General features: G+C 67.8%; 22 protein-coding genes and 2 pseudogenes. 2 read left to right on the top strand and 22 right to left on the bottom strand.

The window, feature by feature from the left end:
• Window position 1: 1 nt before the first annotated feature.
• The 12 genes from rplN to rpsJ form a co-directional block, all read right to left on the bottom strand.
• Window positions 2-370, bottom strand: a complete 369-nt coding sequence (gene rplN, locus ACFV7R_RS23880; RefSeq protein WP_129799272.1) for a 50S ribosomal protein L14 — start codon at window positions 368-370, stop codon at window positions 2-4.
• Between the two features lie 128 nt (window positions 371-498).
• Window positions 499-783 (bottom strand): 30S ribosomal protein S17, encoded by a 285-nt coding sequence (gene rpsQ, locus ACFV7R_RS23875; protein WP_067283945.1) that lies wholly within the window; start codon window positions 781-783, stop codon window positions 499-501.
• Window positions 783-1,007 (bottom strand): 50S ribosomal protein L29, encoded by a 225-nt coding sequence (gene rpmC / locus ACFV7R_RS23870; protein WP_003974259.1) that lies wholly within the window; start codon window positions 1,005-1,007, stop codon window positions 783-785. Before rpmC ends, rpsQ begins: the two co-directional genes overlap by 1 nt.
• Window positions 1,007-1,426: a 50S ribosomal protein L16 gene (gene rplP, locus ACFV7R_RS23865; protein WP_093613754.1), complete on the bottom strand. Its 420-nt coding sequence runs from the start codon at window positions 1,424-1,426 to the stop codon at window positions 1,007-1,009. The genes rpmC and rplP overlap by 1 nt, the downstream gene beginning before the upstream one ends.
• A gap of 5 nt (window positions 1,427-1,431) precedes the next feature.
• Window positions 1,432-2,250, bottom strand: a complete 819-nt coding sequence (gene rpsC / locus ACFV7R_RS23860; RefSeq protein ID WP_055706471.1) for a 30S ribosomal protein S3 — start codon at window positions 2,248-2,250, stop codon at window positions 1,432-1,434.
• Entirely contained in the window at window positions 2,250-2,597 is a 348-nt protein-coding gene (gene rplV, locus ACFV7R_RS23855; protein WP_003974262.1) for a 50S ribosomal protein L22, read from the bottom strand. Before rplV ends, rpsC begins: the two co-directional genes overlap by 1 nt.
• A gap of 42 nt (window positions 2,598-2,639) precedes the next feature.
• A complete protein-coding gene (rpsS, locus tag ACFV7R_RS23850) occupies window positions 2,640-2,921 on the bottom strand; it encodes a 30S ribosomal protein S19 (RefSeq protein ID WP_129799274.1) in 282 nt (93 codons plus the stop codon).
• A 12-nt stretch (window positions 2,922-2,933) separates the two neighbouring features.
• Window positions 2,934-3,770: a 50S ribosomal protein L2 gene (gene rplB, locus ACFV7R_RS23845; protein WP_053135624.1), complete on the bottom strand. Its 837-nt coding sequence runs from the start codon at window positions 3,768-3,770 to the stop codon at window positions 2,934-2,936.
• A gap of 40 nt (window positions 3,771-3,810) precedes the next feature.
• On the bottom strand, window positions 3,811-4,230 hold the full coding sequence (rplW, locus tag ACFV7R_RS23840; protein ID WP_385266627.1) for a 50S ribosomal protein L23: 420 nt from the start codon (window positions 4,228-4,230) through the stop codon (window positions 3,811-3,813).
• Window positions 4,230-4,886 carry a 50S ribosomal protein L4 gene (rplD, locus tag ACFV7R_RS23835; protein WP_385266625.1) on the bottom strand — a complete coding sequence of 219 codons (657 nt, stop codon included), beginning with the start codon at window positions 4,884-4,886 and terminating at the stop codon, window positions 4,230-4,232. Before rplD ends, rplW begins: the two co-directional genes overlap by 1 nt.
• Before the next feature lie 8 nt (window positions 4,887-4,894).
• Complete coding sequence (gene rplC / locus ACFV7R_RS23830; protein WP_129799277.1) at window positions 4,895-5,539, bottom strand: 50S ribosomal protein L3; 645 nt, start codon at window positions 5,537-5,539, stop codon at window positions 4,895-4,897.
• Between the two features lie 17 nt (window positions 5,540-5,556).
• Entirely contained in the window at window positions 5,557-5,865 is a 309-nt protein-coding gene (gene rpsJ, locus ACFV7R_RS23825) for a 30S ribosomal protein S10 (RefSeq protein ID WP_003948644.1), read from the bottom strand.
• 513 nt (window positions 5,866-6,378) lie between these two features.
• Between rpsJ and ACFV7R_RS23820 the strand changes: the two genes are divergently transcribed.
• Window positions 6,379-7,650, top strand: coding sequence for a hypothetical protein (locus ACFV7R_RS23820; protein WP_385266622.1), 1,272 nt, complete (start codon window positions 6,379-6,381; stop codon window positions 7,648-7,650).
• Here the strand turns inward: ACFV7R_RS23820 and ACFV7R_RS23815 are convergent.
• The 5 genes and pseudogenes from ACFV7R_RS23815 to ACFV7R_RS23795 all read right to left on the bottom strand — a co-directional run.
• Window positions 7,636-7,938, bottom strand: a pseudogene (locus tag ACFV7R_RS23815) (hypothetical protein); the annotation flags it as partial. The gene ACFV7R_RS23820 and the pseudogene ACFV7R_RS23815 sit on opposite strands and share 15 nt — an antisense overlap.
• A 58-nt stretch (window positions 7,939-7,996) precedes the next feature.
• Window positions 7,997-9,481, bottom strand: a complete 1,485-nt coding sequence (locus ACFV7R_RS23810; protein ID WP_385266620.1) for a hypothetical protein — start codon at window positions 9,479-9,481, stop codon at window positions 7,997-7,999.
• 50 nt (window positions 9,482-9,531) lie between these two features.
• Window positions 9,532-10,968 (bottom strand): hypothetical protein, encoded by a 1,437-nt coding sequence (locus ACFV7R_RS23805; RefSeq protein WP_385266618.1) that lies wholly within the window; start codon window positions 10,966-10,968, stop codon window positions 9,532-9,534.
• Between the two features lie 78 nt (window positions 10,969-11,046).
• Window positions 11,047-11,256, bottom strand: a complete 210-nt coding sequence (locus ACFV7R_RS23800) for a DUF397 domain-containing protein (protein WP_385266615.1) — start codon at window positions 11,254-11,256, stop codon at window positions 11,047-11,049.
• Window positions 11,253-12,128, bottom strand: coding sequence for a helix-turn-helix domain-containing protein (locus ACFV7R_RS23795; protein WP_385266612.1), 876 nt, complete (start codon window positions 12,126-12,128; stop codon window positions 11,253-11,255). Before ACFV7R_RS23795 ends, ACFV7R_RS23800 begins: the two co-directional genes overlap by 4 nt.
• Before the next feature lie 157 nt (window positions 12,129-12,285).
• On the opposite strand from ACFV7R_RS23795, the pseudogene ACFV7R_RS23790 reads away from it, so the two are divergent.
• Window positions 12,286-12,697 (top strand): annotated as a pseudogene (locus ACFV7R_RS23790) (ATP-binding protein); the annotation flags it as partial.
• A gap of 21 nt (window positions 12,698-12,718) precedes the next feature.
• On the opposite strand, the gene ACFV7R_RS23785 reads toward ACFV7R_RS23790, so the two are convergent.
• The 5 genes from ACFV7R_RS23785 to rpsL form a co-directional block, all read right to left on the bottom strand.
• A complete protein-coding gene (locus ACFV7R_RS23785; RefSeq protein WP_385266610.1) occupies window positions 12,719-13,864 on the bottom strand; it encodes an acyltransferase family protein in 1,146 nt (381 codons plus the stop codon).
• 337 nt (window positions 13,865-14,201) lie between these two features.
• Window positions 14,202-15,395 (bottom strand): elongation factor Tu, encoded by a 1,194-nt coding sequence (gene tuf, locus ACFV7R_RS23780; RefSeq protein WP_385266607.1) that lies wholly within the window; start codon window positions 15,393-15,395, stop codon window positions 14,202-14,204.
• Between the two features lie 156 nt (window positions 15,396-15,551).
• Window positions 15,552-17,678, bottom strand: coding sequence for an elongation factor G (gene fusA / locus ACFV7R_RS23775; protein WP_129799288.1), 2,127 nt, complete (start codon window positions 17,676-17,678; stop codon window positions 15,552-15,554).
• A gap of 39 nt (window positions 17,679-17,717) precedes the next feature.
• Window positions 17,718-18,188, bottom strand: a complete 471-nt coding sequence (rpsG, locus tag ACFV7R_RS23770; RefSeq protein WP_003998848.1) for a 30S ribosomal protein S7 — start codon at window positions 18,186-18,188, stop codon at window positions 17,718-17,720.
• A gap of 2 nt (window positions 18,189-18,190) precedes the next feature.
• A complete protein-coding gene (rpsL, locus tag ACFV7R_RS23765; RefSeq protein WP_003948652.1) occupies window positions 18,191-18,562 on the bottom strand; it encodes a 30S ribosomal protein S12 in 372 nt (123 codons plus the stop codon).
• Between the last annotated feature and the right edge of the window lie 18 nt (window positions 18,563-18,580).

Genomic DNA, 18,580 nt, shown 5'->3' with positions numbered 1-18,580 from the left:
CTTACAGCACCTCCGGCGCGAGCGAGATGATCTTCATGAACTTCTTCTCGCGCAGCTCACGGCCGACCGGGCCGAAGATACGGGTGCCGCGAGGGTCGCCGTCGCCCTTCAGAATGACGGCGGCGTTCTCGTCGAAGCGGATGTACGAGCCGTCCTGGCGGCGACGCTCCTTGACGGTGCGAACGATGACCGCCTTGACGACGTCACCCTTCTTCACGTTGCCACCGGGGATCGCGTCCTTGACGGTGGCGACGATGACGTCACCGATGCCCGCGTAGCGGCGACCGGAGCCACCGAGCACACGGATGCAAAGGATCTCCTTCGCACCAGTGTTGTCGGCGACACGCAGTCGCGACTCCTGCTGGATCACGTCTATCTCCTGATCGTCTGCCGGTTCCCCAACAGGGCTGATTGCTCAGCCCTGTTGGAGCCTGGCGGAACTGACCTGCGGGGTTTGCCCCGCAGGAATACCTTGCTTAAGGAACTCCCTTACGGGAATTACTTGGCCTTCTCGAGGATCTCGACGACGCGCCAGCGCTTCGTCGCGGACAGCGGCCGGGTCTCCATGAGGAGGACGCGGTCGCCGACACCCGCGGCGTTCTGCTCGTCGTGCGCCTTGAGCTTGTTGGTACGGCGGATGACCTTGCCGTACAGCGCGTGCTTGACACGGTCCTCGACGGCGACGACGACGGTCTTGTCCATCTTGTCGCTGACGACCAGACCCTCACGGGTCTTGCGGAAACCGCGCGCGGTCTTCTCTTCAGTCACGTTGCTCTCGCTCATCAGGCGCTCTCCACCGTTTCGATGCCCAGCTCGCGCTCACGCATCAGGGTGTAGATCCGGGCGATGTCCTTACGGACCGCCTTCAGACGGCCGTGGTTCTCGAGCTGACCGGTCGCCGCCTGGAAGCGGAGGTTGAACAGCTCTTCCTTGGCCTCGCGAAGCTTCGCCAGAAGCTCCTCGTTGCCCAGCTCGCGCAGCTCGGACGCCTTGGTACCGGCCGACATCACGCTTCACCTGCCTCGCGCTTGACGATCCGGCACTTCATCGGCAGCTTGTGGGCCGCACGGGTCAGCGCCTCACGGGCGATCTTCTCGTTGGGGTACGACAGCTCGAACATCACGCGTCCGGGCTTGACGTTGGCCACCCACCACTCCGGAGAACCCTTACCGGAACCCATGCGGGTCTCGGCCGGCTTCTTGGTGAGCGGGCGGTCCGGGTAGATGTTGATCCAGACCTTGCCGCCACGCTTGATGTGACGGGTCATGGCGATACGAGCCGCCTCGATCTGGCGGTTCGTCACGTACGCCGGGGTCAGCGCCTGGATGCCGTACTCGCCGAACGCAACCTGCGTTCCACCCTTGGACATACCACTGCGCTTCGGGTGGTGCTGCTTGCGGTGCTTGACCCTACGGGGGATCAGCATGTCGGTCAGGCCTCCGTTCCGGTGCTCTCAGCCGGAGCGGCAGGGGCCTCGGCCTTGGGGGCCTCGGCGCCGGCAGCCTGCTGCGGCTTACGACCGCGCCGCTCGCCACCGCGGCCACCACGGGCCGGGCGGTCGGCGCCACCGCGGGCCGGGCGGTTACCCGCACGGGCGGCAGCGTTCTCGGCGCGGACCTCGGCGATGTTCTTGACGTCGCCCTTGTAGATCCAGACCTTCACACCGATGCGGCCGAAGGTCGTCTTGGCCTCGAAGAAGCCGTAGTCCACGTTCGCGCGGAGCGTGTGCAGGGGCACACGGCCCTCGCGGTAGAACTCCGAGCGGGACATCTCGGCGCCGCCGAGGCGGCCACCGCACTGGATCTTGATGCCCTTGGCGCCCGCCTTCATCGCCGACTGCATGCTCTTGCGCATGGCACGGCGGAAGGAGACGCGGGAGGACAGCTGCTCGGCGACGGCCTGGGCCACCAGCTGAGCGTCCGTCTCCGGGTTCTTGACCTCGAGGATGTTCAGCTGGACCTGCTTGCCGGTCAGCTTCTCCAGGTCACCGCGGATGCGGTCGGCCTCGGCGCCGCGGCGGCCGATGACGATGCCCGGACGCGCGGTGTGGATGTCCACGCGGACACGGTCACGGGTGCGCTCGATCTCCACCTTCGAGATACCGGCGCGCTCCATGCCGGACGTCATCATCCGACGGATGGCGACGTCTTCCTTGACGTAGTCCTTGTACAGCTTGTCGGCGTACCAACGCGACTTGAAGTCGGTCGTGACACCGAGCCGGAACCCGTGCGGGTTTACCTTCTGGCCCATTACCGGGTTCCTTCCTTGCTGCTGACGACCACGGTGATGTGGCTGGTCCGCTTGCGGATCCGGTAGGCACGGCCCTGGGCGCGCGGACGGAACCGCTTCAGGGTCGGGCCCTCGTCGACGTACGCCTCGGAGATGAAGAGGCTGTCGGCGTCGGTGTGGTCGTAGTTGTGCGCGGCGTTGGCGATGGCGCTGTCGAGCACCTTGCCGACCGGCACGGAGGCGGCCTGCGGAGCGAATCGCAGGACCGCCTGGGCCTCCGTGGCGTCCATGCCACGGATGAGGTCCACCACGCGGCGGGCCTTCATGGGCGTGACGCGGATGTACCGCGCCTGGGCCCTGGCTTCCATGGTTGTCCCTTCAGTTACTTACGTGTCTGAATGCGATCCGCGTCAGCGGCGCTTCGACTTGCGGTCGTCCTTGACGTGACCCCGGAAGGTGCGCGTCGGCGAGAACTCGCCGAGCTTGTGGCCGACCATCGACTCGGTGACGAACACCGGGATGTGGGTCTTGCCGTTGTGCACCGCGAGCGTGTGGCCGAGCATGTCCGGCACGATCATGGAGCGGCGGGACCAGGTCTTGATGACGTTCTTGGTACCGGCTTCGTTCTGAGCGTCCACCTTCTTCATCAGGTGGTCGTCGACGAAGGGTCCCTTCTTCAAACTACGAGGCATCTCAACCCGTCCTTAGCGCTTCTTGTTCGTCTTGCGGCGGCGGACGATGTACTTGTTGCTCGCCTTCTTGGGAGAACGAGTACGGCCTTCCTTCTTGCCCCACGGCGAGACCGGGTGGCGGCCACCGGAGGTACGGCCCTCACCACCACCGTGCGGGTGGTCGACCGGGTTCATGACCACACCACGCACGGTCGGGCGAACGCCCAGCCAGCGCTTGCGGCCCGCCTTGCCCCAGTTGATGTTCGACTGCTCGGCGTTGCCGACCTCGCCGACGGTGGCGCGGCAGCGCACGTCGACCAGGCGGATCTCTCCGGACGGCATGCGCAGGTGGGCCATGGAGCCCTCCTTCGCGAGCAGCTGCACGGAGGCACCGGCGGAGCGGGCGAACTTGGCACCGCCACCGGGACGGAGCTCGATCGCGTGGATCGTGGTACCGACCGGGATGTTGCGGAGGGCCAGGTTGTTGCCCGGCTTGATGTCGGCCCCGGGACCGTTCTCCACACGGTCGCCCTGCTGCAGGTTGCGCGGGGCGAGGATGTAGCGCTTCTCGCCGTCGGCGTAGTGCAGCAGCGCGATGCGCGCGGTGCGGTTGGGGTCGTACTCGATGTGCGCGACCTTCGCCGGCACGCCGTCCTTGTCGTGACGACGGAAGTCGATCACGCGGTAGGCGCGCTTGTGGCCACCGCCCTGGTGGCGGACGGTCACACGACCGGAATTGTTACGGCCGCCCTTGCTGTGCAGGGGACGGACCAGCGACTTCTCCGGCGTGGACCGCGTGACCTCGACGAAGTCGGCGACGCTGGAACCACGACGGCCCGGCGTAGTCGGCTTGTACTTGCGGATTCCCATTTCTCAGTCCTCGTCCGATATCGGACGATCCGGACCGCCCTTAGGCGGTCGGACCGCCGAAGATGTCGATACGGTCGCCCTCGGCAAGGGTCACGATCGCGCGCTTGGTGCCGGCACGCTGACCGAAGCCGGTCTTGGTGCGCTTGCGCTTGCCCTGGCGGTTGATCGTGTTGACCCCGGTGACCTTGACCGAGAAGACCGCCTGGACGGCCTGCTTGATCTGGGTCTTGTTGGCGCTCGGGGCGACGATGAACGTGTACTTGCCCTCGTCGAGGAGCGCGTAGCTCTTCTCGGAGACGACCGGCTTGAGCAGCACGTCACGGGGGTCCGTGAAGGACTTGCTCACCGGGGTCTCGACGGTGTTCTTGCCCTCGGCGGCGTGGCGACGCGCCTTGGCGACGCGCGCGGCCTTGGCGGCCTTGGCCGCCTTGGAGGCAATGCTCGGGTGACGCGTAGCCATCAGGCTTCGCTCCCTTCGGTGTCAGCGGCCTTGGGGCCAGACACGAAGGACTCGAACGCGGCCTGGGTGAAGACCACGTCGTCCGAGACGAGAACGTCGTACGTGTTCAGCTGGCCCGGCTCCAGGATGTGGACCTGGGGCAGGTTGCGGGCGGACAGCCACGCGGCCTCGTCGGCGCGGTCGACGACCAGGAGCAGGTTCTTGCGCTCCGAGATCTTGCCGAACAGCGTCTTGGCGGACTTCGTCGACGGCGTCTCGCCCTCGACGACGCCGGAGACGACGTGGATGCGGTTGTGGCGGGCCCGGTCGGTGAGGGCGTGGCGCAGGGCCGCGGCCTTCATCTTCTTCGGGGTCCGCTGCGAGTAGTCACGCGGCTGCGGGCCGTGGACGACGCCACCGCCGGCGAACTGCGGAGCGCGGGTCGAGCCCTGACGGGCGCGGCCGGTGCCCTTCTGGCGGTACGGCTTCCTGCCACCACCGCGGACTTCGCCACGGGTCTTGGTCTTGTGCGTGCCCTGACGGGCGGCAGCCAGCTGCGCGACGACGACCTGGTGGATCAGCGGGATGCTGACCTTCTCAACGCCGAAGATCTCCGCGGGGAGCTCGACGGAACCGGCCTTGTCGCCCGCCGGCGAAAGGATGTCAACAGTGCTCATCGGTTACCTCAGGCCCCCTTGGCCGCGGTGCGGACCAGGACGAGGCCGCCGTTCGGACCGGGAACCGCGCCCTTGATGAGCAGCAGACCCTTCTCCGCGTCAACGGCGTGGACGGTCAGGTTCTGGGTGGTGACCCGCTCGTTGCCCATACGACCCGCCATGCGGAGGCCCTTGAACACACGGCCCGGGGTGGCGCAGCCACCGATGGAACCGGGCGAGCGGTGCTTGCGCTGGGTACCGTGCCCGGCGCCGAGGCCACGGAAGTTGTGGCGCTTCATGACACCGGCGAAGCCCTTGCCCTTGCTCTTGCCGGTCACGTCGACCTTGACGCCGGCCTCGAACACCTCGGCGGTGATCTCCTGGCCGAGCGTGTACTCGGAGGCGTCCGCGGTGCGGATCTCGACGAGGTGACGACGAGGGGTGACGTCGGCCTTGGCGAAGTGGCCCTTGAGGGGCTTGTTCACCTTGCGCGGGTCGATCTCGCCGAAGGCGATCTGGACCGACTCGTAGCCGTCGGTGTCGTTCGTACGGACCTGGGTGACGACGTTCGGGCCGGCCTTGACGACGGTGACCGGAACAACACGGTTGTTCTCGTCCCACACCTGCGTCATGCCGAGCTTCTCGCCCAGGATGCCCTTGATCTGCTTAGCCATCTCTCAGATCACCGGCCTCAGAGCTTGATCTCGATGTCGACACCGGCCGGGAGGTCGAGTCGCATCAGAGAGTCAACGGTCTTGGGCGTCGGGTCGAGGATGTCGATCAGGCGCTTGTGCGTGCGCATCTCGAAGTGCTCGCGCGAGTCCTTGTACTTGTGCGGCGACTTGATGACGCAGTACACGTTCTTCTCAGTGGGCAGCGGCACCGGGCCCGCGACCGACGCACCAGTGCGGGTCACCGTCTCGACGATCTTCTTCGCCGAGGAGTCGATGACCTCGTGGTCGTAGGCCTTGAGCCGGATGCGGATCTTCTGTCCCGCCATGGCTACTCAGTAGTCCTGTCTCTCGTAACGCTCTGGAACCCGGCGTTCCCTTGCTTTTCTCCGACCCACGCGGTCGGGCGTGTCGCGCTCCCGCTGACACAGATGTCCCTTGCGGAACATCCCTTGCTGGGAAACGCGGCCCTTGCGAACCGCAAGCCGGGGACGAAAGGCCCACCGGGCGCCTGGCCGGTGCCGCGCCCACGCTTCCCGGAAGATTCCCGTACGTCCGCCCCACACGGGGACGACGAGTACTGTGGGACTCGCTTCCGGTCCTCCCGGCGGGAGGCGCGCAGCATCAACACTCGACCGAGCAACTCGGACAGTCTGCCATATGGGGCGGGGGGCTGGCCAATCGAGCCGGAGAGAATACCCCGGGGGTGACGCAGGTCAAACACCACCCGACTCGGCACCCCTTCGCCGACCGTATCGCCATGGGCATGACTGACAGCTTCTGCATGATCCACGGAGAACGAGGGACTCCTCACACAGGGTCCGCGGGGGGCTGACGAGCGGATGCGCTGGTACGACCGACGTGACGGGCGGCCGTGGCCGGGATGGCTCGTCCGTCTGTGGTGCGGCACGGCGGTGCTGGGTATCGGTGCGAGCCTGTGGGCGTTCTGGCTCACTTACGACGACGCCCGCGACCGGGCCGCGAGTGAGCGGGAGATCGCAGCGGCGTGCGGCGGGCTGGTCTCCGGCGAGGACGTGATGGACCTGCGGGGCGGGATGGTCAGGGCGAAGCCCGACGACCTGCGGCTGGATCCGGAAAGCCGCCTCCCGGGACTCTGCCGCATCTACCGGGTCCCGGAGCCGGGCCATACGGACGAGCTCTTCACACTCCTCGTACGGACGTCCTCCGACGGCCGGCCTCTGCACCACGTGGGCGATGACGTGGCCATGGAGCCGTTCGACTACCGCCTGCACGAGAAGGACGTGACCCGTCGGGCCGACCACCCGGAGGGCCGGCCCCTGGGCGACGGCTCCCTCGGCATCCACGGCGACGGCTTCGTCACGGTCCGGGCCGAGTGCACGAACGGGAGGTCCGATGGCGACATCCCTCAGCTGCTGAGGGTCACGGCACGCGCCCAGTACGACGAGGTGAGCGACGGCGACCGCTCCCGCCTGGCCGCCATCGCGCACCGGGCGACGGCAGGGGCCGCTGCCGAGATCGGCTGCGTGACCCGCCTCCACGACCTTCCGGCGAGCCTCGCTCCCGTGGGCGCGACCCTGCGGGCGGCGGACACGGCGGACGCCTCCTGCGCCTGGTACGGCCGGTACATCGCGCGCACGGGGCAGGGCAGGCTTCCCGACCGCATGCTGGAGGTCCCCACCACGCCCCGCAGCGCGGAGGAACCCTGCCTGCTGGCCATGAGCCCCGACCGGGTCCACACGGTGCGGTGGAGCGGTCCGGAAGATGCACAGAAGTACGGCGACAGCGCGCTGACGCACTCGCCCTGGTGGATACGGGCGGTTTCGTACTTCGGTCCGGACACCGCCTCGGTCGGCTACGACGACATCCTGGACGGCGACCGCTACCTCAAGCCCGGAACCGCGGGGGGGCCACGAGGGCGGCGGGATCCTGTGGGCCTCCTCGACCTGCGAGGGCCAGCCGGCGATGTACACCCTCACCACCAGCTACACGTACGACGGCGTCATCGGCGACCGGATGCAGGAAGTCTTCCGGGCGTACGTCGACGACATCACCGAGCGGCGTGGGTGCACGGACGTGAGGTTCCCTGCCGGCGAGGACTACGACTGGGACTGAGACAAACCGCCCACCAGTGACACCGTCACCGAGCCGATGATCGGCGTCTCGCCGCCGAAGCTCTCCGCCATGCAACCGCAGTACAGCGCACCCGACTTCCAGGCGTCCGTGGCCGCCTTCCGCAGGAAGGTCATGTACGTGTCCCGGTACTTGGCCAGCTCCGGGTGCTGTTCCACCCGCTCGTTCACCATCCGCCGGATCGAGTCGTCCCGCGACTCCGGCCGTACGTCGAACTCCCACCACGACTCCGGCACCTTGATCCGGAAACCGCCCCGCTCGACGGTCAGCGTCTCCATGTAGCGGGCCATGACGCCGGCCTCCCCGTTCGCTCGATCATCTGCGCCGACATCGTCCCATTGCAAGGTCCTAGAGCGACGAGCGGGCGCCGGCCAGTTCCTCCCCGAAGTCGATCTCGGAGTAGCGACGGGCCAGGCCGGCACCGGTGCCGCTGATGGTTGTCGAGCCGCTGGTGACCGGGCCGGTCGTGGCGCCGCGGGCGATCCACACCAGTCCGTCGGAGTTCTCGCCGGGCGTGCCGGCGACGGCTTCGGCGCGGCCGTCCTTGTTCAGGTCGATCAGCTGCGTGGACGCGGCGAACATGTCGCCCTTCTCGGCGGTGCCGGGCACCCCGGCGGTGTCCTGCGAGTAGGACTTGGCGCCGGTCGCGGTCAGACCGGTGGCCGATCCGCGCAGCAGGGTCGCTGTGCCCGCGTAGCCGGCGGAGCCCACGGCCTCCCCGTGGGCTCCGACCAGGACGTCCGCGTACTTGTCGCCGTTGGTGTCGCCGACGCTGAGGGAGAAGCCGAACAGGTCGCCGTCCTCGCCGCCGCCCGGCACTCCGGCGATGCCCTGGTGGAACACGCGGGGCTTCTGGTCGACGGTGATGCCCTGCGCACTGCCGTAGAGGACCTGGATCTCGCCGCCCCGGTGCGCGGGAGTGGCGCCGGACATCAGCGACGCGTCGTAGGGGTTGCCGGTGACCAGGTCTCCGTATCCGTCGCCGTTGACGTCGCCGATCTGCCCGGACAGGCCGTCGGCGAGCGGCAGTTCGGTGTACGAGCCGTTCTCGTTCTCCAGGTGCACGGGACCGCTGACGTCCCCGTTGGTGGGGCCTGGCAGCCAGAACCTCTCCGCCTTGCCGTCCCCGTCGACGTCACCGATGACCACCCCGCGGTTGGTACCGAGGTCGTTCACGAAGGCCCGGCGAGCCGGGGAGCCGGTACGGGTGAAGGGGCCCGTGTACGTGGTGGCGCCGCACTGGCCGGTGACACCGAGGTCGGGGGCTCCGTCGCCGGTGACGTCGCCCGCGGCGATGCCGGCCGCGAAGTTGCAGCCCTCGTCCAGGCCGGTCGGCGTCGGGACCGAGGCGCCGCCCTTCAGGCCGGCGGAGCCGCCCCACACCACGGTGAGCGAGCCGGTTCCCCCCATGGTGCCCGCCGACTCCCCGGGGGTGCCGACGAGCAGGTCGGCGTAGCCGTCACGGTCCAGATCGGCGGAAGTGACGGCCGTCCCGAACCGGTCCCACTCCTCGGGGGAGCCCGGGATGCCGCTCGTCGCCTGGGTGATGACCGTGCGCCGGGAGGCGGTGACACCGCTCGCGGAGCCGTACAGCACGACGACCGCGCCGGCCGCGTCGACCGAGCCGTTGGCGGCACCGGGCGCACCGACGGCCAGATCGTGGTAGCCGTCGCCGTTGAAGTCGTCCTGGACGGTGGCGTTGTTGGCGCCGCGGTAGGGGGTGGCCGCCGCTGCGGGCTGGGCGGGCAGGGCTACGGCGGTGAGTGCCGCGGCGGCGCTCACCGCGACCGCGGTGGCCAGCAGGCGGGAGGTGCGGGTGGGACGGGGCGACATGGTGGCTCCGGTTCGGGCGGGTGACGGGACGGCGCGGAAGGGGAGTCGGGTCACGGGCCGGTCACCACGCCTCCGAGGCGAGCGGCACCGGCCGACCCGAGTCCCGCGCCGCCCGTGCTGACGCTGACGGCGCCCGACGCCGTGACGGACGCTGCCGAGCCACGGAGCGCCCACAGCGAGCCCGCGCCGCCGTTCTCGCCGGGAGCGCCGATCAGCAGGTCCGCGTAGCCGTCCTTGTTGGTGTCGACGATCCGCACAGCCGTGCCGAAGGCGTCGCCCTTTTCCGAACTGCCCGGAACGCCGGGGCTGTTCTGCGTCCAGGTGCGGGCGTGGGCACTGTCGAGGGTGCCGGTGGTGCCCCGTACGACCGTGACGGCGCCGGTGTTGCCGTCCTCGCCCGGGGAGCCGATCACCAGGTCGGCCCGGCCGTCCTTGTCGGTGTCGCCGATCGCGACCGAGGCGCCGAAGCGATCGCTTGCCTCACCGGCGCCGGGGACGCCAGGGGTGTCCTGGCTGATGGTCTGGATGCGGCTCGGGGAGCCGCCGTATGCGGCGTCGTAGTAGACGGTGACCCGGCCGCCGAGCGAGGTTTCCGGGCTCTGGGCGGGGTCCTCGGGGTTGCCCACGACGAGGTCCGGTGAGCCGTTGCCGTCCAGGTTGCCGACGGCGGAGACGGTGCCGGGAGGCAGCACGTACGTCTCGAAGCCCCCGGGAGAGACGAGCCGGGTACCGGGGTCGTCGCCGTGGCCGTCGTAGCCCCACCCTCCGTCCCAGACGCCACGACCGTGGATCATGAGCCGGTCGTCGTCGGTGTTGGGCAGGTCGACCGCGGTCAGGGCGACGATGCCATGGCCCGGGTTGAAGTCGGTACCGATGCCGGAGGTGTTGGACTGCGCCGAAAGGTTGGCAGGCATGAACGTCACCTCACCGTCGTTGGCGCCGATGGCGATCGACAGCTTGCCGTCGTTGACGGGGTTGAGGGAGTTGTAGGTGCCCACCGCCAGCGTTCTGCCGTAGGCGTCGTGGGAGGACGGCCAGGGGTCGGCGACCGTCTTCGCCTTCGTGGGACCGGACGCGGTGCCCCACACGACCGTGACCGACCCGCCGCCCACGTCTCCGGAGACCTCCTCGCCCGGGGCGCCCACGACCAGGTCGCTGTACCCGTCGGCGTTCAGGTCCTGCACGACGACGGCGGCACCGAAGCGGTCACCCGCCTCGGCACCGCCGGGAATGCCAGGGGAGTTCTGCGTCAGGACGGTGCGTCTGGAGGTGTCGATGCCGCGTGCCGCGCCGTACATGATGACCACGGCACCGGCCTTGGCGTGACCGGAGACCTTGGCGTCCGGCGCCGAGACGACGACATCGCGGTAACCGTCCTTGTTGATGTCGCCCGGAGTGCCGACGGCTGCCTGGGCTCCACCCGCGACGAGCGGGGTGAGCCCTGAGGCGAGCATGACAGCAGACGTGAGCAGGGTGCGTGTGCGCACGAGGCTTCCTCCCATGGGCGGTCGACGCAGAGAAGACCACCGAGGAGGGTGAAGCGTTGCACGGGAGACGAAAAGACGTCAGCTTTCCGAGGCGTACGTCACGAAGGCCGACCAGGCCTCCGGCGTGAGCGCGAGAAGAGGGCCGACGGTGTGCTTGGAGTCGCGGACGTGGATGGTGCCGGAGGTGGGGGCGACCTCGACACAGGAGTCGCCTTCGCTGCCGCTGCTGTAGCTGCTCTTGAACCACGCCAGCTCGGAGGTGTCCCCGGCCGAGGCGTTGCGGATCATGTTTCCCCCAGCAGTTGCTCGATGAAGGCCCTCGACTCACGTGGGGTGAGAGCCTGAGCCCGGATGATGCCATACCGCAGTTCAAGGATACGGAGGTGCCTCGGCTCGGAGACCGGCCGGCCGTTGGCCAGTACCGGCGAACGTCCCACAGCCGAGCCGTCGGCGAACTTCAGCACATCAATGCCGCCGTCCACGCCCGCGTGCTCCTCGCGATCCATCGGCATCACCTGCAGCTCGACGTTCCGCAACTCCCCCATCTCCAGCAGATGTTCCAGCTGGCGGCGCAACGCAGCCATTCCGCCGAGCGGACGCCGAAGCGTCCACTCCTCCAGGACGAAGCTGAGTTCGGGCACCGGGTCCCGTTCGAAGACGGCCTTGCGTGCCACGCGCGCTGCGATGAACCGCTCGACCTCGTCCTCCGTGTACGCGGGGCGCCGCATCAGGAGCAGCCCGCGGGCGTACTCCGGCGTCTGCAGCAGCCCGTGGACGTTCAGAGGGTCGTAGAGCTGAAGCTCGACCGCCTTTGCCTCCAGCTGCGCCAGGTCCCGCACCTTCTTCGGATACCGAACCTTCTTCACGTCCTCCTTCATCGCGGCGAGCAACCCATCCGCCCCCAACAGCTCATCCGCCTTGTCCAGATACTCAGGCCGGGGAATCCGCTTCCCGCTCTCGATCTTGTAGACCATGTCCTCGCCGTACCCCACCGCCTTCCCGAACTCGGCGGCCCGCATCCCCACCGCTTCCCGCCGCAGCTTCAACTGCCGCCCGACGGTCGCGACGACCGCGACCCCCCAGTCATCGTCGGGGTCCACCTCCCAACCCGGCTCGTCCGCCTCGGTCTTGAGCCGCCCCGCGTCCGCTTCCACCGTCATGCCGGCGCCCCTCCGTCGTACCGCGTCGTACCGCCACGCCCCTACCCGTACGGGCCGCCCCGACAGCCCGGACACCACCGGACAACCGCCGGACAGTCACCGTACGCAACGGCGCAGTCACTGTTCACGGTAGGCGAAGGTCGGCACGCTGAGTGACGTGAATCAAGAAACCGCCGAGGCCGACGCCCAACTCGACTGCCCCATCCGCAACTTCAGCGTCTCGCTGTCCCCGACCCGCCGCGCGGCCCGCCTGGCGCGCCTGTTGGCCGTCGAGCAACTGCGCTCCTGGGGGCTCCCGTTGGACGCACCGAGCCACATCGTGGCCGAACTGGCGGCGAACGCCGTGACGCACGGGCGTGTACCGGGACGGGACTTCCGGCTCACGCTCTACGTCGTCGGCGACACCCTCCGCATCGAGGTCACCGACACCCGCGGTGACCGTCTGCCCCGACGAGCCACGTCCGACGGCGAGTCCGGCCGCGGCCTCCTCCTCGTCGACACGCTCGCCGACCGCTGGGGAGTGGCCGAGGGCCCGACCCCGCGCAAGACGGTCTGGGCCGAACTACGCTTCACGCACGGAGTACGACCGACTACGCCGCCCGCTGGAAGCCCCGCAGCCGCACGAAGGACGAGTCCAGCCCTCGCTTCAGCATCCGCGCCACCGGCCGCTCCACAAACCGGTGCACCAGCCAGCTCAGCACCAGGAACCCGGCGATCAGCACCGCGACCAGGAGCCGGGGATCCATCGTGTCCCGCAGGCGGTTGATGAGCACCGCACCGGCGACGTAGTGGGTGAGGTAGAGGGGGTACGTCAGGTAGCCCGCCGTCACCAGCCACTTCCACCGGATGCGATCCGTGTAGCCGAGCGCGACGGCCACCATCACCAGCATGAAGACCGTGAAGATGACGACCGCGCCGCGCCAGCTGCTCACCTGCTCGTACGCCACCCGCTCCCCCAGCTCCAGCTGGCCCATGAGCCAGGCCATCGCGAGGATGCCCCACAGCAGGAGGTCCTGGCCGAAGCGGTACATGAGGTAGAGCGCGAGGCCGGCGATGAAGTACCAGGCGGCGCTCGGGTCGGCGACCAGCACCATCAGCGGGAACTTGGAGATCGGCGCGAGCATCGCCGCCGCACCCCAGATGCAGCAGAAGACGACGACCCGGCGGTATGTCAGGCCCATGGCCACGACGACGAGGAACAGCAGGTAGAAGCGGAGCTCCGACCAGAGGGTCCAGTACACCGGGTCGACGTTCGGGACGTCGGAACCCGCCTGCAGCATCGTCAGGTTGAACAGGACCTCCCGCAGCGGCAACCGCTCCATCACCCTCGGCAGCAGCACCAGCACCGCGGTCGTGAAGAAGACGGCGAACCAGTACGCGGGGTAGAGGCGGATCACCCGCGACACGAAGAAGTCCTTCGGCGTACGGCCCCAGCACGACATACAGATCACGAAGCCGCTGATCACGAAGAAGATCTCGACGCCGATCCAGCCGAAGGAGGCGACGCGGAACACCGTCGGCATGATGTCCGACACCGACCGGTCCCAGATGATGTTGCCCGGCTCATTGGCCCGGCGCGTACCGACGAAGTGGTGCAGGACGACCATCAGGGCGGCGGCCAGACGGATGCCGTCGATGACGTACAGCCGCGGGCGCTGCCGGGAGGAGCGGGACGACGTGTCGATGTTCGGCGTACGAAGTGGCTCTGGCGGGCGTTCGGCCACCGCGACCGGCATCGGTATCGACAATCCGCTGCGCACACCCTGCATCAAGAGACCTAGCCATCCTCGGGAGAGACTCGGGGCCCGACGGCCACTGGACCACGGTTCACGCTACGGCCGCGCCTTCCGCCCCACCGGGACAGAAAAGAACAATCCCCCCGCGCCCACCGGGAGTTGCCGGAACTCTCGCCAATCCGCCGCACAAGATTCGATTAGGTTTCACCCACCGCCAGCACAACCCTCCGAATGTTCGAGAGGCCATCCAGCACAACAGCAAAGGGGCCCGTACGACCGAAGTCGTACGGGCCCCTTCAGGCCTTTTCAGGTCAGGCGACCCTCAAGCAAGCGGAACTTACTTGACGATCTTGGTGACCTGGCCGGCGCCCACGGTCCGGCCACCCTCACGGATGGCGAACTTCAGGCCCTCTTCCATGGCGACCGGCTGGATGAGCTCGACCTTCATCTCGGTGTTGTCGCCCGGCATGACCATCTCGGTGCCCTCGGGGAGGTGCACGACACCGGTCACGTCAGTCGTACGGAAGTAGAACTGCGGGCGGTAGTTGTTGAAGAACGGGGTGTGGCGGCCACCCTCGTCCTTCGACAGGATGTAGGCCTGGGCCTCGAACTCGGTGTGCGGGGTGACAGAGCCCGGCTTGATGATGCACTGGCCGCGCTCGACGTCCTCGCGCTTGATGCCGCGGAGCAGCAGACCGACGTTCTCACCGGCCTGGCCCTCGTCGAGCAGCTTGCGGAACATCTCGATGCCGGTGACCGTGGTGGTGGTCTTCTCCGTCTTGATGCCGATGATGTCGACGGTCTCGTTGACCTTGAGGACACCACGCTCGATACGGCCGGTGACGACCGTACCGCGACCGGTGATCGTGAAGACGTCCTCGATCGGCATCAGGAACGGCTTGTCGACCTCGCGCTCCGGCTGCGGGATGGACTCGTCGACGGCGCTCATCAGGCTGAGAACGGAGTCGACCCACTCCTTCTCGCCCTCGAGGGCCTTGAGCGCGGAGACGCGGACGACCGGCAGGTCGTCGCCCGGGAACTCGTACTCGGAGAGGAGCTCACGGACCTCGAGCTCGACGAGCTCCATGATCTCCTCGTCGTCCACCATGTCGGCCTTGTTCAGGGCGACGACGATGTACGGAACGCCGACCTGGCGGGCCAGGAGCACGTGCTCCTTGGTCTGCGGCATCGGGCCGTCGGTGGCGGCGACCACGAGGATGGCGCCGTCCATCTGCGCCGCACCCGTGATCATGTTCTTGATGTAGTCCGCGTGACCCGGGCAGTCGACGTGCGCGTAGTGACGCGCCTCGGTCTGGTACTCGACGTGCGCGATGGAGATGGTGATACCGCGCTGACGCTCTTCCGGCGCCTTGTCGATGTTGTCGAACGGGGTGGCCTCGTTCAGGTCCGGGTACGCGTCGTGCAGCACCTTGGTAATGGCCGCCGTGAGGGTGGTCTTACCGTGGTCGATGTGACCGATGGTGCCGATGTTGACGTGCGGCTTAGTCCGCTCGAACTTCGCCTTCGCCACTGGGGTCCTCCTGTGGAGTGGTTCTGTACGCCTTACTTCATCGGCGCCAGGTGATCTTTGCTGTTAAATCCCGGGCCCCGGGACATTCACCCGAGAATGCGGGGGAATGCCCCGTGAGGCTCCGGAGTCAAGCCTACGGCGTGTGAACGCGGTGCGTTACTCGCCCTTGGCCTTCGCGATGATCTCCTCGGCGACGTTCCGCGGAACCTCGGCGTAGGAGTCGAACTGCATCGAGTAGCTTGCGCGACCCGACGTCTTGCTACGGAGGTCTCCGACGTAGCCGAACATCTCCGACAGGGGCACGAGGCCCTTCACGACGCGGGCACCGGCCCGCTCCTCCATGGCCTGGATCTGGCCACGGCGGGAGTTGATGTCGCCGATGACGTCACCCATGTAGTCCTCGGGCGTGGTGACCTCGACGGCCATCATCGGCTCGAGCAGCACAGGGCTGGCCTTGCGCGCGGCCTCCTTGAAGGCCTGCGAACCGGCGATCTTGAACGCGAGCTCGGAGGAGTCGACCTCGTGGTAGGCACCGTCGAGCAGCGTGACGCGCACACCGGTCATCTCGTAACCGGCGAGGATGCCGAACTGCATGGCCTCCTGCGAACCGGCGTCGACCGAGGGGATGTACTCCTTCGGGACGCGGCCACCGGTCACCTTGTTGACGAACTCGTACGAGGCGTCGCCGCCCTCGATCGGCTCGATCGCGATGATGACGCGAGCGAACTGGCCGGTGCCACCCGTCTGCTTCTTGTGGGTGTACTCGACCTTCTCGACCGACTTGCGGATCGTCTCGCGGTACGCGACCTGCGGCTTGCCGACGTTGGCCTCGACCTTGAACTCACGGCGCATACGGTCGACCAGCACCTCGAGGTGCAGCTCGCCCATGCCTCCGATGATGGTCTGGCCGGTCTCCTCGTCCGAGTGGACCTGGAAGGACGGGTCCTCCTCGGCCAGGCGCTGGATGGCGACACCCAGCTTCTCCTGGTCGCCCTTGGACTTGGGCTCGATGGCGACCTGGATCACCGGCGCCGGGAAGTCCATGGACTCCAGGATCACCGGCTGCTTCTCGTCGCTCAGCGTCTCACCGGTGGTGGTCTGCTTCAGGCCCATGACGGCGACGATGTCGCCGGCGCCCACCGACTCGATCTCCTCACGCTTGTTGGCGTGCATGCGGTAGATCTTGCCGATGCGCTCCTTGCGGCCCTTGACGGAGTTCAGCACGGCGGTGCCGGACTCCAGGCGGCCGGAGTACACGCGGACGAAGGTGAGCTTGCCGAGGTGCGGGTCGCTCATGATCTTGAACGCCAGCGCCGCGAGCGGCTCGTCGTCGGACGGCTTGCGCGTGACGACCGTCTCCGGGTCCTTGACGTCGTGGCCCTCGATGGCCTCGATGTCGACCGGGGACGGCAGGTAGCGCACGACCGCGTCGAGCAGGGGCTGAACGCCCTTGTTCTTGAACGCGGTGCCGCAGAACACCGGGGTGACCGTGGTGCCCTCGCCCTTGCCGGACGCGATGGTGATACGACGGATCGCCGCGTACAGCTGCTCCACGGAGGGCTCCTCGCCCTCCAGGTACAGCTCCATCAGCTCCTCGTCGTTCTCCGCGACGGCCTCGAGCAGCTTGCCGCGCCACTCCTCGGCGGCCTCGGTGTGCGTGGCCGGGATGTCGACGGTGTCGTACATCTCGCCCTTGGTGGCCTCGGCCGACCAGACCAGGGCCTTCATCGTCACGAGGTCGACGACGCCCTTGAAGTCCGCCTCCGCACCGATCGGCAGCTGCATGACCAGCGGCTGCGCACCCAGGCGGTCGGTGATCATGTCGACGCAGCGGTGGAACTCGGCACCGGTGCGGTCGAGCTTGTTGACGAAGCAGATACGCGGAACGCCGTAGCGGTCCGCCTGACGCCACACCGTCTCGGACTGGGGCTCGACACCGGCGACGCCGTCGAACACCGTCACGGCACCGTCGAGCACGCGCAGGGATCGCTCCACCTCGACGGTGAAGTCGACGTGGCCCGGCGTGTCGATGATGTTGATGGTGTGGTCGACGTTCTCCAGCGGCCAGTGGCAGGTGGTGGCAGCGGAGGTGATCGTGATGCCACGCTCCTGCTCCTGCTCCATCCAGTCCATGGTGGCAGCGCCGTCGTGGACCTCACCGATCTTGTAAGACACACCGGTGTAGAACAGGATCCGCTCGGTGGTGGTCGTCTTGCCCGCGTCGATGTGGGCCATGATCCCGATGTTGCGGACCTTGGCCAGGTCAAGTGAAGTGGTAGCCATAAGGCTTCAGTCTTCTCTCGGTCTCGATGTGGGTAGCGACTACCAGCGGTAGTGCGCGAAGGCCTTGTTGGACTCGGCCATCTTGTGCGTGTCCTCGCGCTTCTTCACAGCGGCACCGAGGCCGTTGCTGGCGTCGAGGAGTTCGTTGAGCAGACGCTCGGTCATGGTCTTCTCGCGACGGGCGCGGGAGTAACCGACCAGCCAGCGCAGCGCCAGGGTGTTGGCACGGCCGGGCTTGACCTCGACCGGGACCTGGTAGGTGGCGCCACCGACACGGCGGGACTTGACCTCGAGGGTCGGCTTGATGTTCTCGAGAGCGCGCTTGAGCGTGATGACCGGGTCGTTGCCGGTCTTCTCGCGCAGGCCCTCCATGGCGCCGTAAACGATGCGCTCGGCAGTCGAGCGCTTTCCGTTCAGCAGCACCTTGTTGATCAGGGAGGTCACCAGAGGGGAGCCGTAGACCGGGTCGATGATGACCGGGCGCTTCGGGGCGGGGCCCTTACGAGGCATTCTTACTTCTCCTTCTTGGCGCCGTAGCGGCTGCGGGCCTGCTTGCGGTTCTTGACACCCTGGGTGTCGAGCGAACCGCGGATGATCTTGTAGCGAACACCCGGCAGGTCCTTCACACGGCCACCACGCACGAGCACGATGGAGTGCTCCTGCAGGTTGTGTCCCTCACCCGGAATGTAAGCGGTGACCTCGATCCCGCTGGTCAGACGCACACGCGCGACCTTACGCAGGGCCGAGTTCGGCTTCTTCGGGGTGGTCGTGAACACACGCGTGCAGACACCGCGACGCTGAGGGGAACCCTCGAGTGCGGGCGTCTTGTTCTTCTCGACCTTGTCCTGCCGGCCCTTACGGACCAGCTGCTGGATCGTAGGCACTACTTCTCCGGTTTCTGT

This window comes from Streptomyces sp. NPDC059866 (assembly GCF_042731325.1).
Classification (GTDB): domain Bacteria; phylum Actinomycetota; class Actinomycetes; order Streptomycetales; family Streptomycetaceae; genus Streptomyces; species Streptomyces flavusporus.
Note: the sequence above shows the minus strand (reverse complement) of the source record. Positions and strands in the feature narration are given on the sequence as shown.

Excerpts from the sequence above, each read along its gene's own strand:
- rpsC (WP_055706471.1), bottom strand. The coding sequence starts at position 2,250 with ATGGGCCAGAAGGTAAACCCGCACGGGTTCCGGCTCGGTGTCACGACC.
- rplC (WP_129799277.1), bottom strand. The coding sequence starts at position 5,539 with ATGGCTAAGCAGATCAAGGGCATCCTGGGCGAGAAGCTCGGCATGACG.
- rplD (WP_385266625.1), bottom strand. The coding sequence starts at position 4,886 with ATGAGCACTGTTGACATCCTTTCGCCGGCGGGCGACAAGGCCGGTTCC.
- rpmC (WP_003974259.1), bottom strand. The coding sequence starts at position 1,007 with ATGTCGGCCGGTACCAAGGCGTCCGAGCTGCGCGAGCTGGGCAACGAG.
- rpsJ (WP_003948644.1), bottom strand. The coding sequence starts at position 5,865 with ATGGCGGGACAGAAGATCCGCATCCGGCTCAAGGCCTACGACCACGAG.
- rpsQ (WP_067283945.1), bottom strand. The coding sequence starts at position 783 with ATGAGCGAGAGCAACGTGACTGAAGAGAAGACCGCGCGCGGTTTCCGC.
- ACFV7R_RS23795 (WP_385266612.1), bottom strand. The coding sequence starts at position 12,128 with ATGACGGTGGAAGCGGACGCGGGGCGGCTCAAGACCGAGGCGGACGAG.
- rplP (WP_093613754.1), bottom strand. The coding sequence starts at position 1,426 with ATGCTGATCCCCCGTAGGGTCAAGCACCGCAAGCAGCACCACCCGAAG.
- rpsS (WP_129799274.1), bottom strand. The coding sequence starts at position 2,921 with ATGCCTCGTAGTTTGAAGAAGGGACCCTTCGTCGACGACCACCTGATG.
- ACFV7R_RS23800 (WP_385266615.1), bottom strand. The coding sequence starts at position 11,256 with ATGATCCGCAACGCCTCGGCCGGGGACACCTCCGAGCTGGCGTGGTTC.
- fusA (WP_129799288.1), bottom strand. The coding sequence starts at position 17,678 with ATGGCTACCACTTCACTTGACCTGGCCAAGGTCCGCAACATCGGGATC.
- rplB (WP_053135624.1), bottom strand. The coding sequence starts at position 3,770 with ATGGGAATCCGCAAGTACAAGCCGACTACGCCGGGCCGTCGTGGTTCC.
- ACFV7R_RS23785 (WP_385266610.1), bottom strand. The coding sequence starts at position 13,864 with ATGCCGGTCGCGGTGGCCGAACGCCCGCCAGAGCCACTTCGTACGCCG.
- rplW (WP_385266627.1), bottom strand. The coding sequence starts at position 4,230 with ATGGCTACGCGTCACCCGAGCATTGCCTCCAAGGCGGCCAAGGCCGCC.
- rpsG (WP_003998848.1), bottom strand. The coding sequence starts at position 18,188 with ATGCCTCGTAAGGGCCCCGCCCCGAAGCGCCCGGTCATCATCGACCCG.
- ACFV7R_RS23820 (WP_385266622.1), top strand. The coding sequence starts at position 6,379 with ATGCGCTGGTACGACCGACGTGACGGGCGGCCGTGGCCGGGATGGCTC.
- ACFV7R_RS23810 (WP_385266620.1), bottom strand. The coding sequence starts at position 9,481 with ATGTCGCCCCGTCCCACCCGCACCTCCCGCCTGCTGGCCACCGCGGTC.
- rplV (WP_003974262.1), bottom strand. The coding sequence starts at position 2,597 with ATGGAAGCCAGGGCCCAGGCGCGGTACATCCGCGTCACGCCCATGAAG.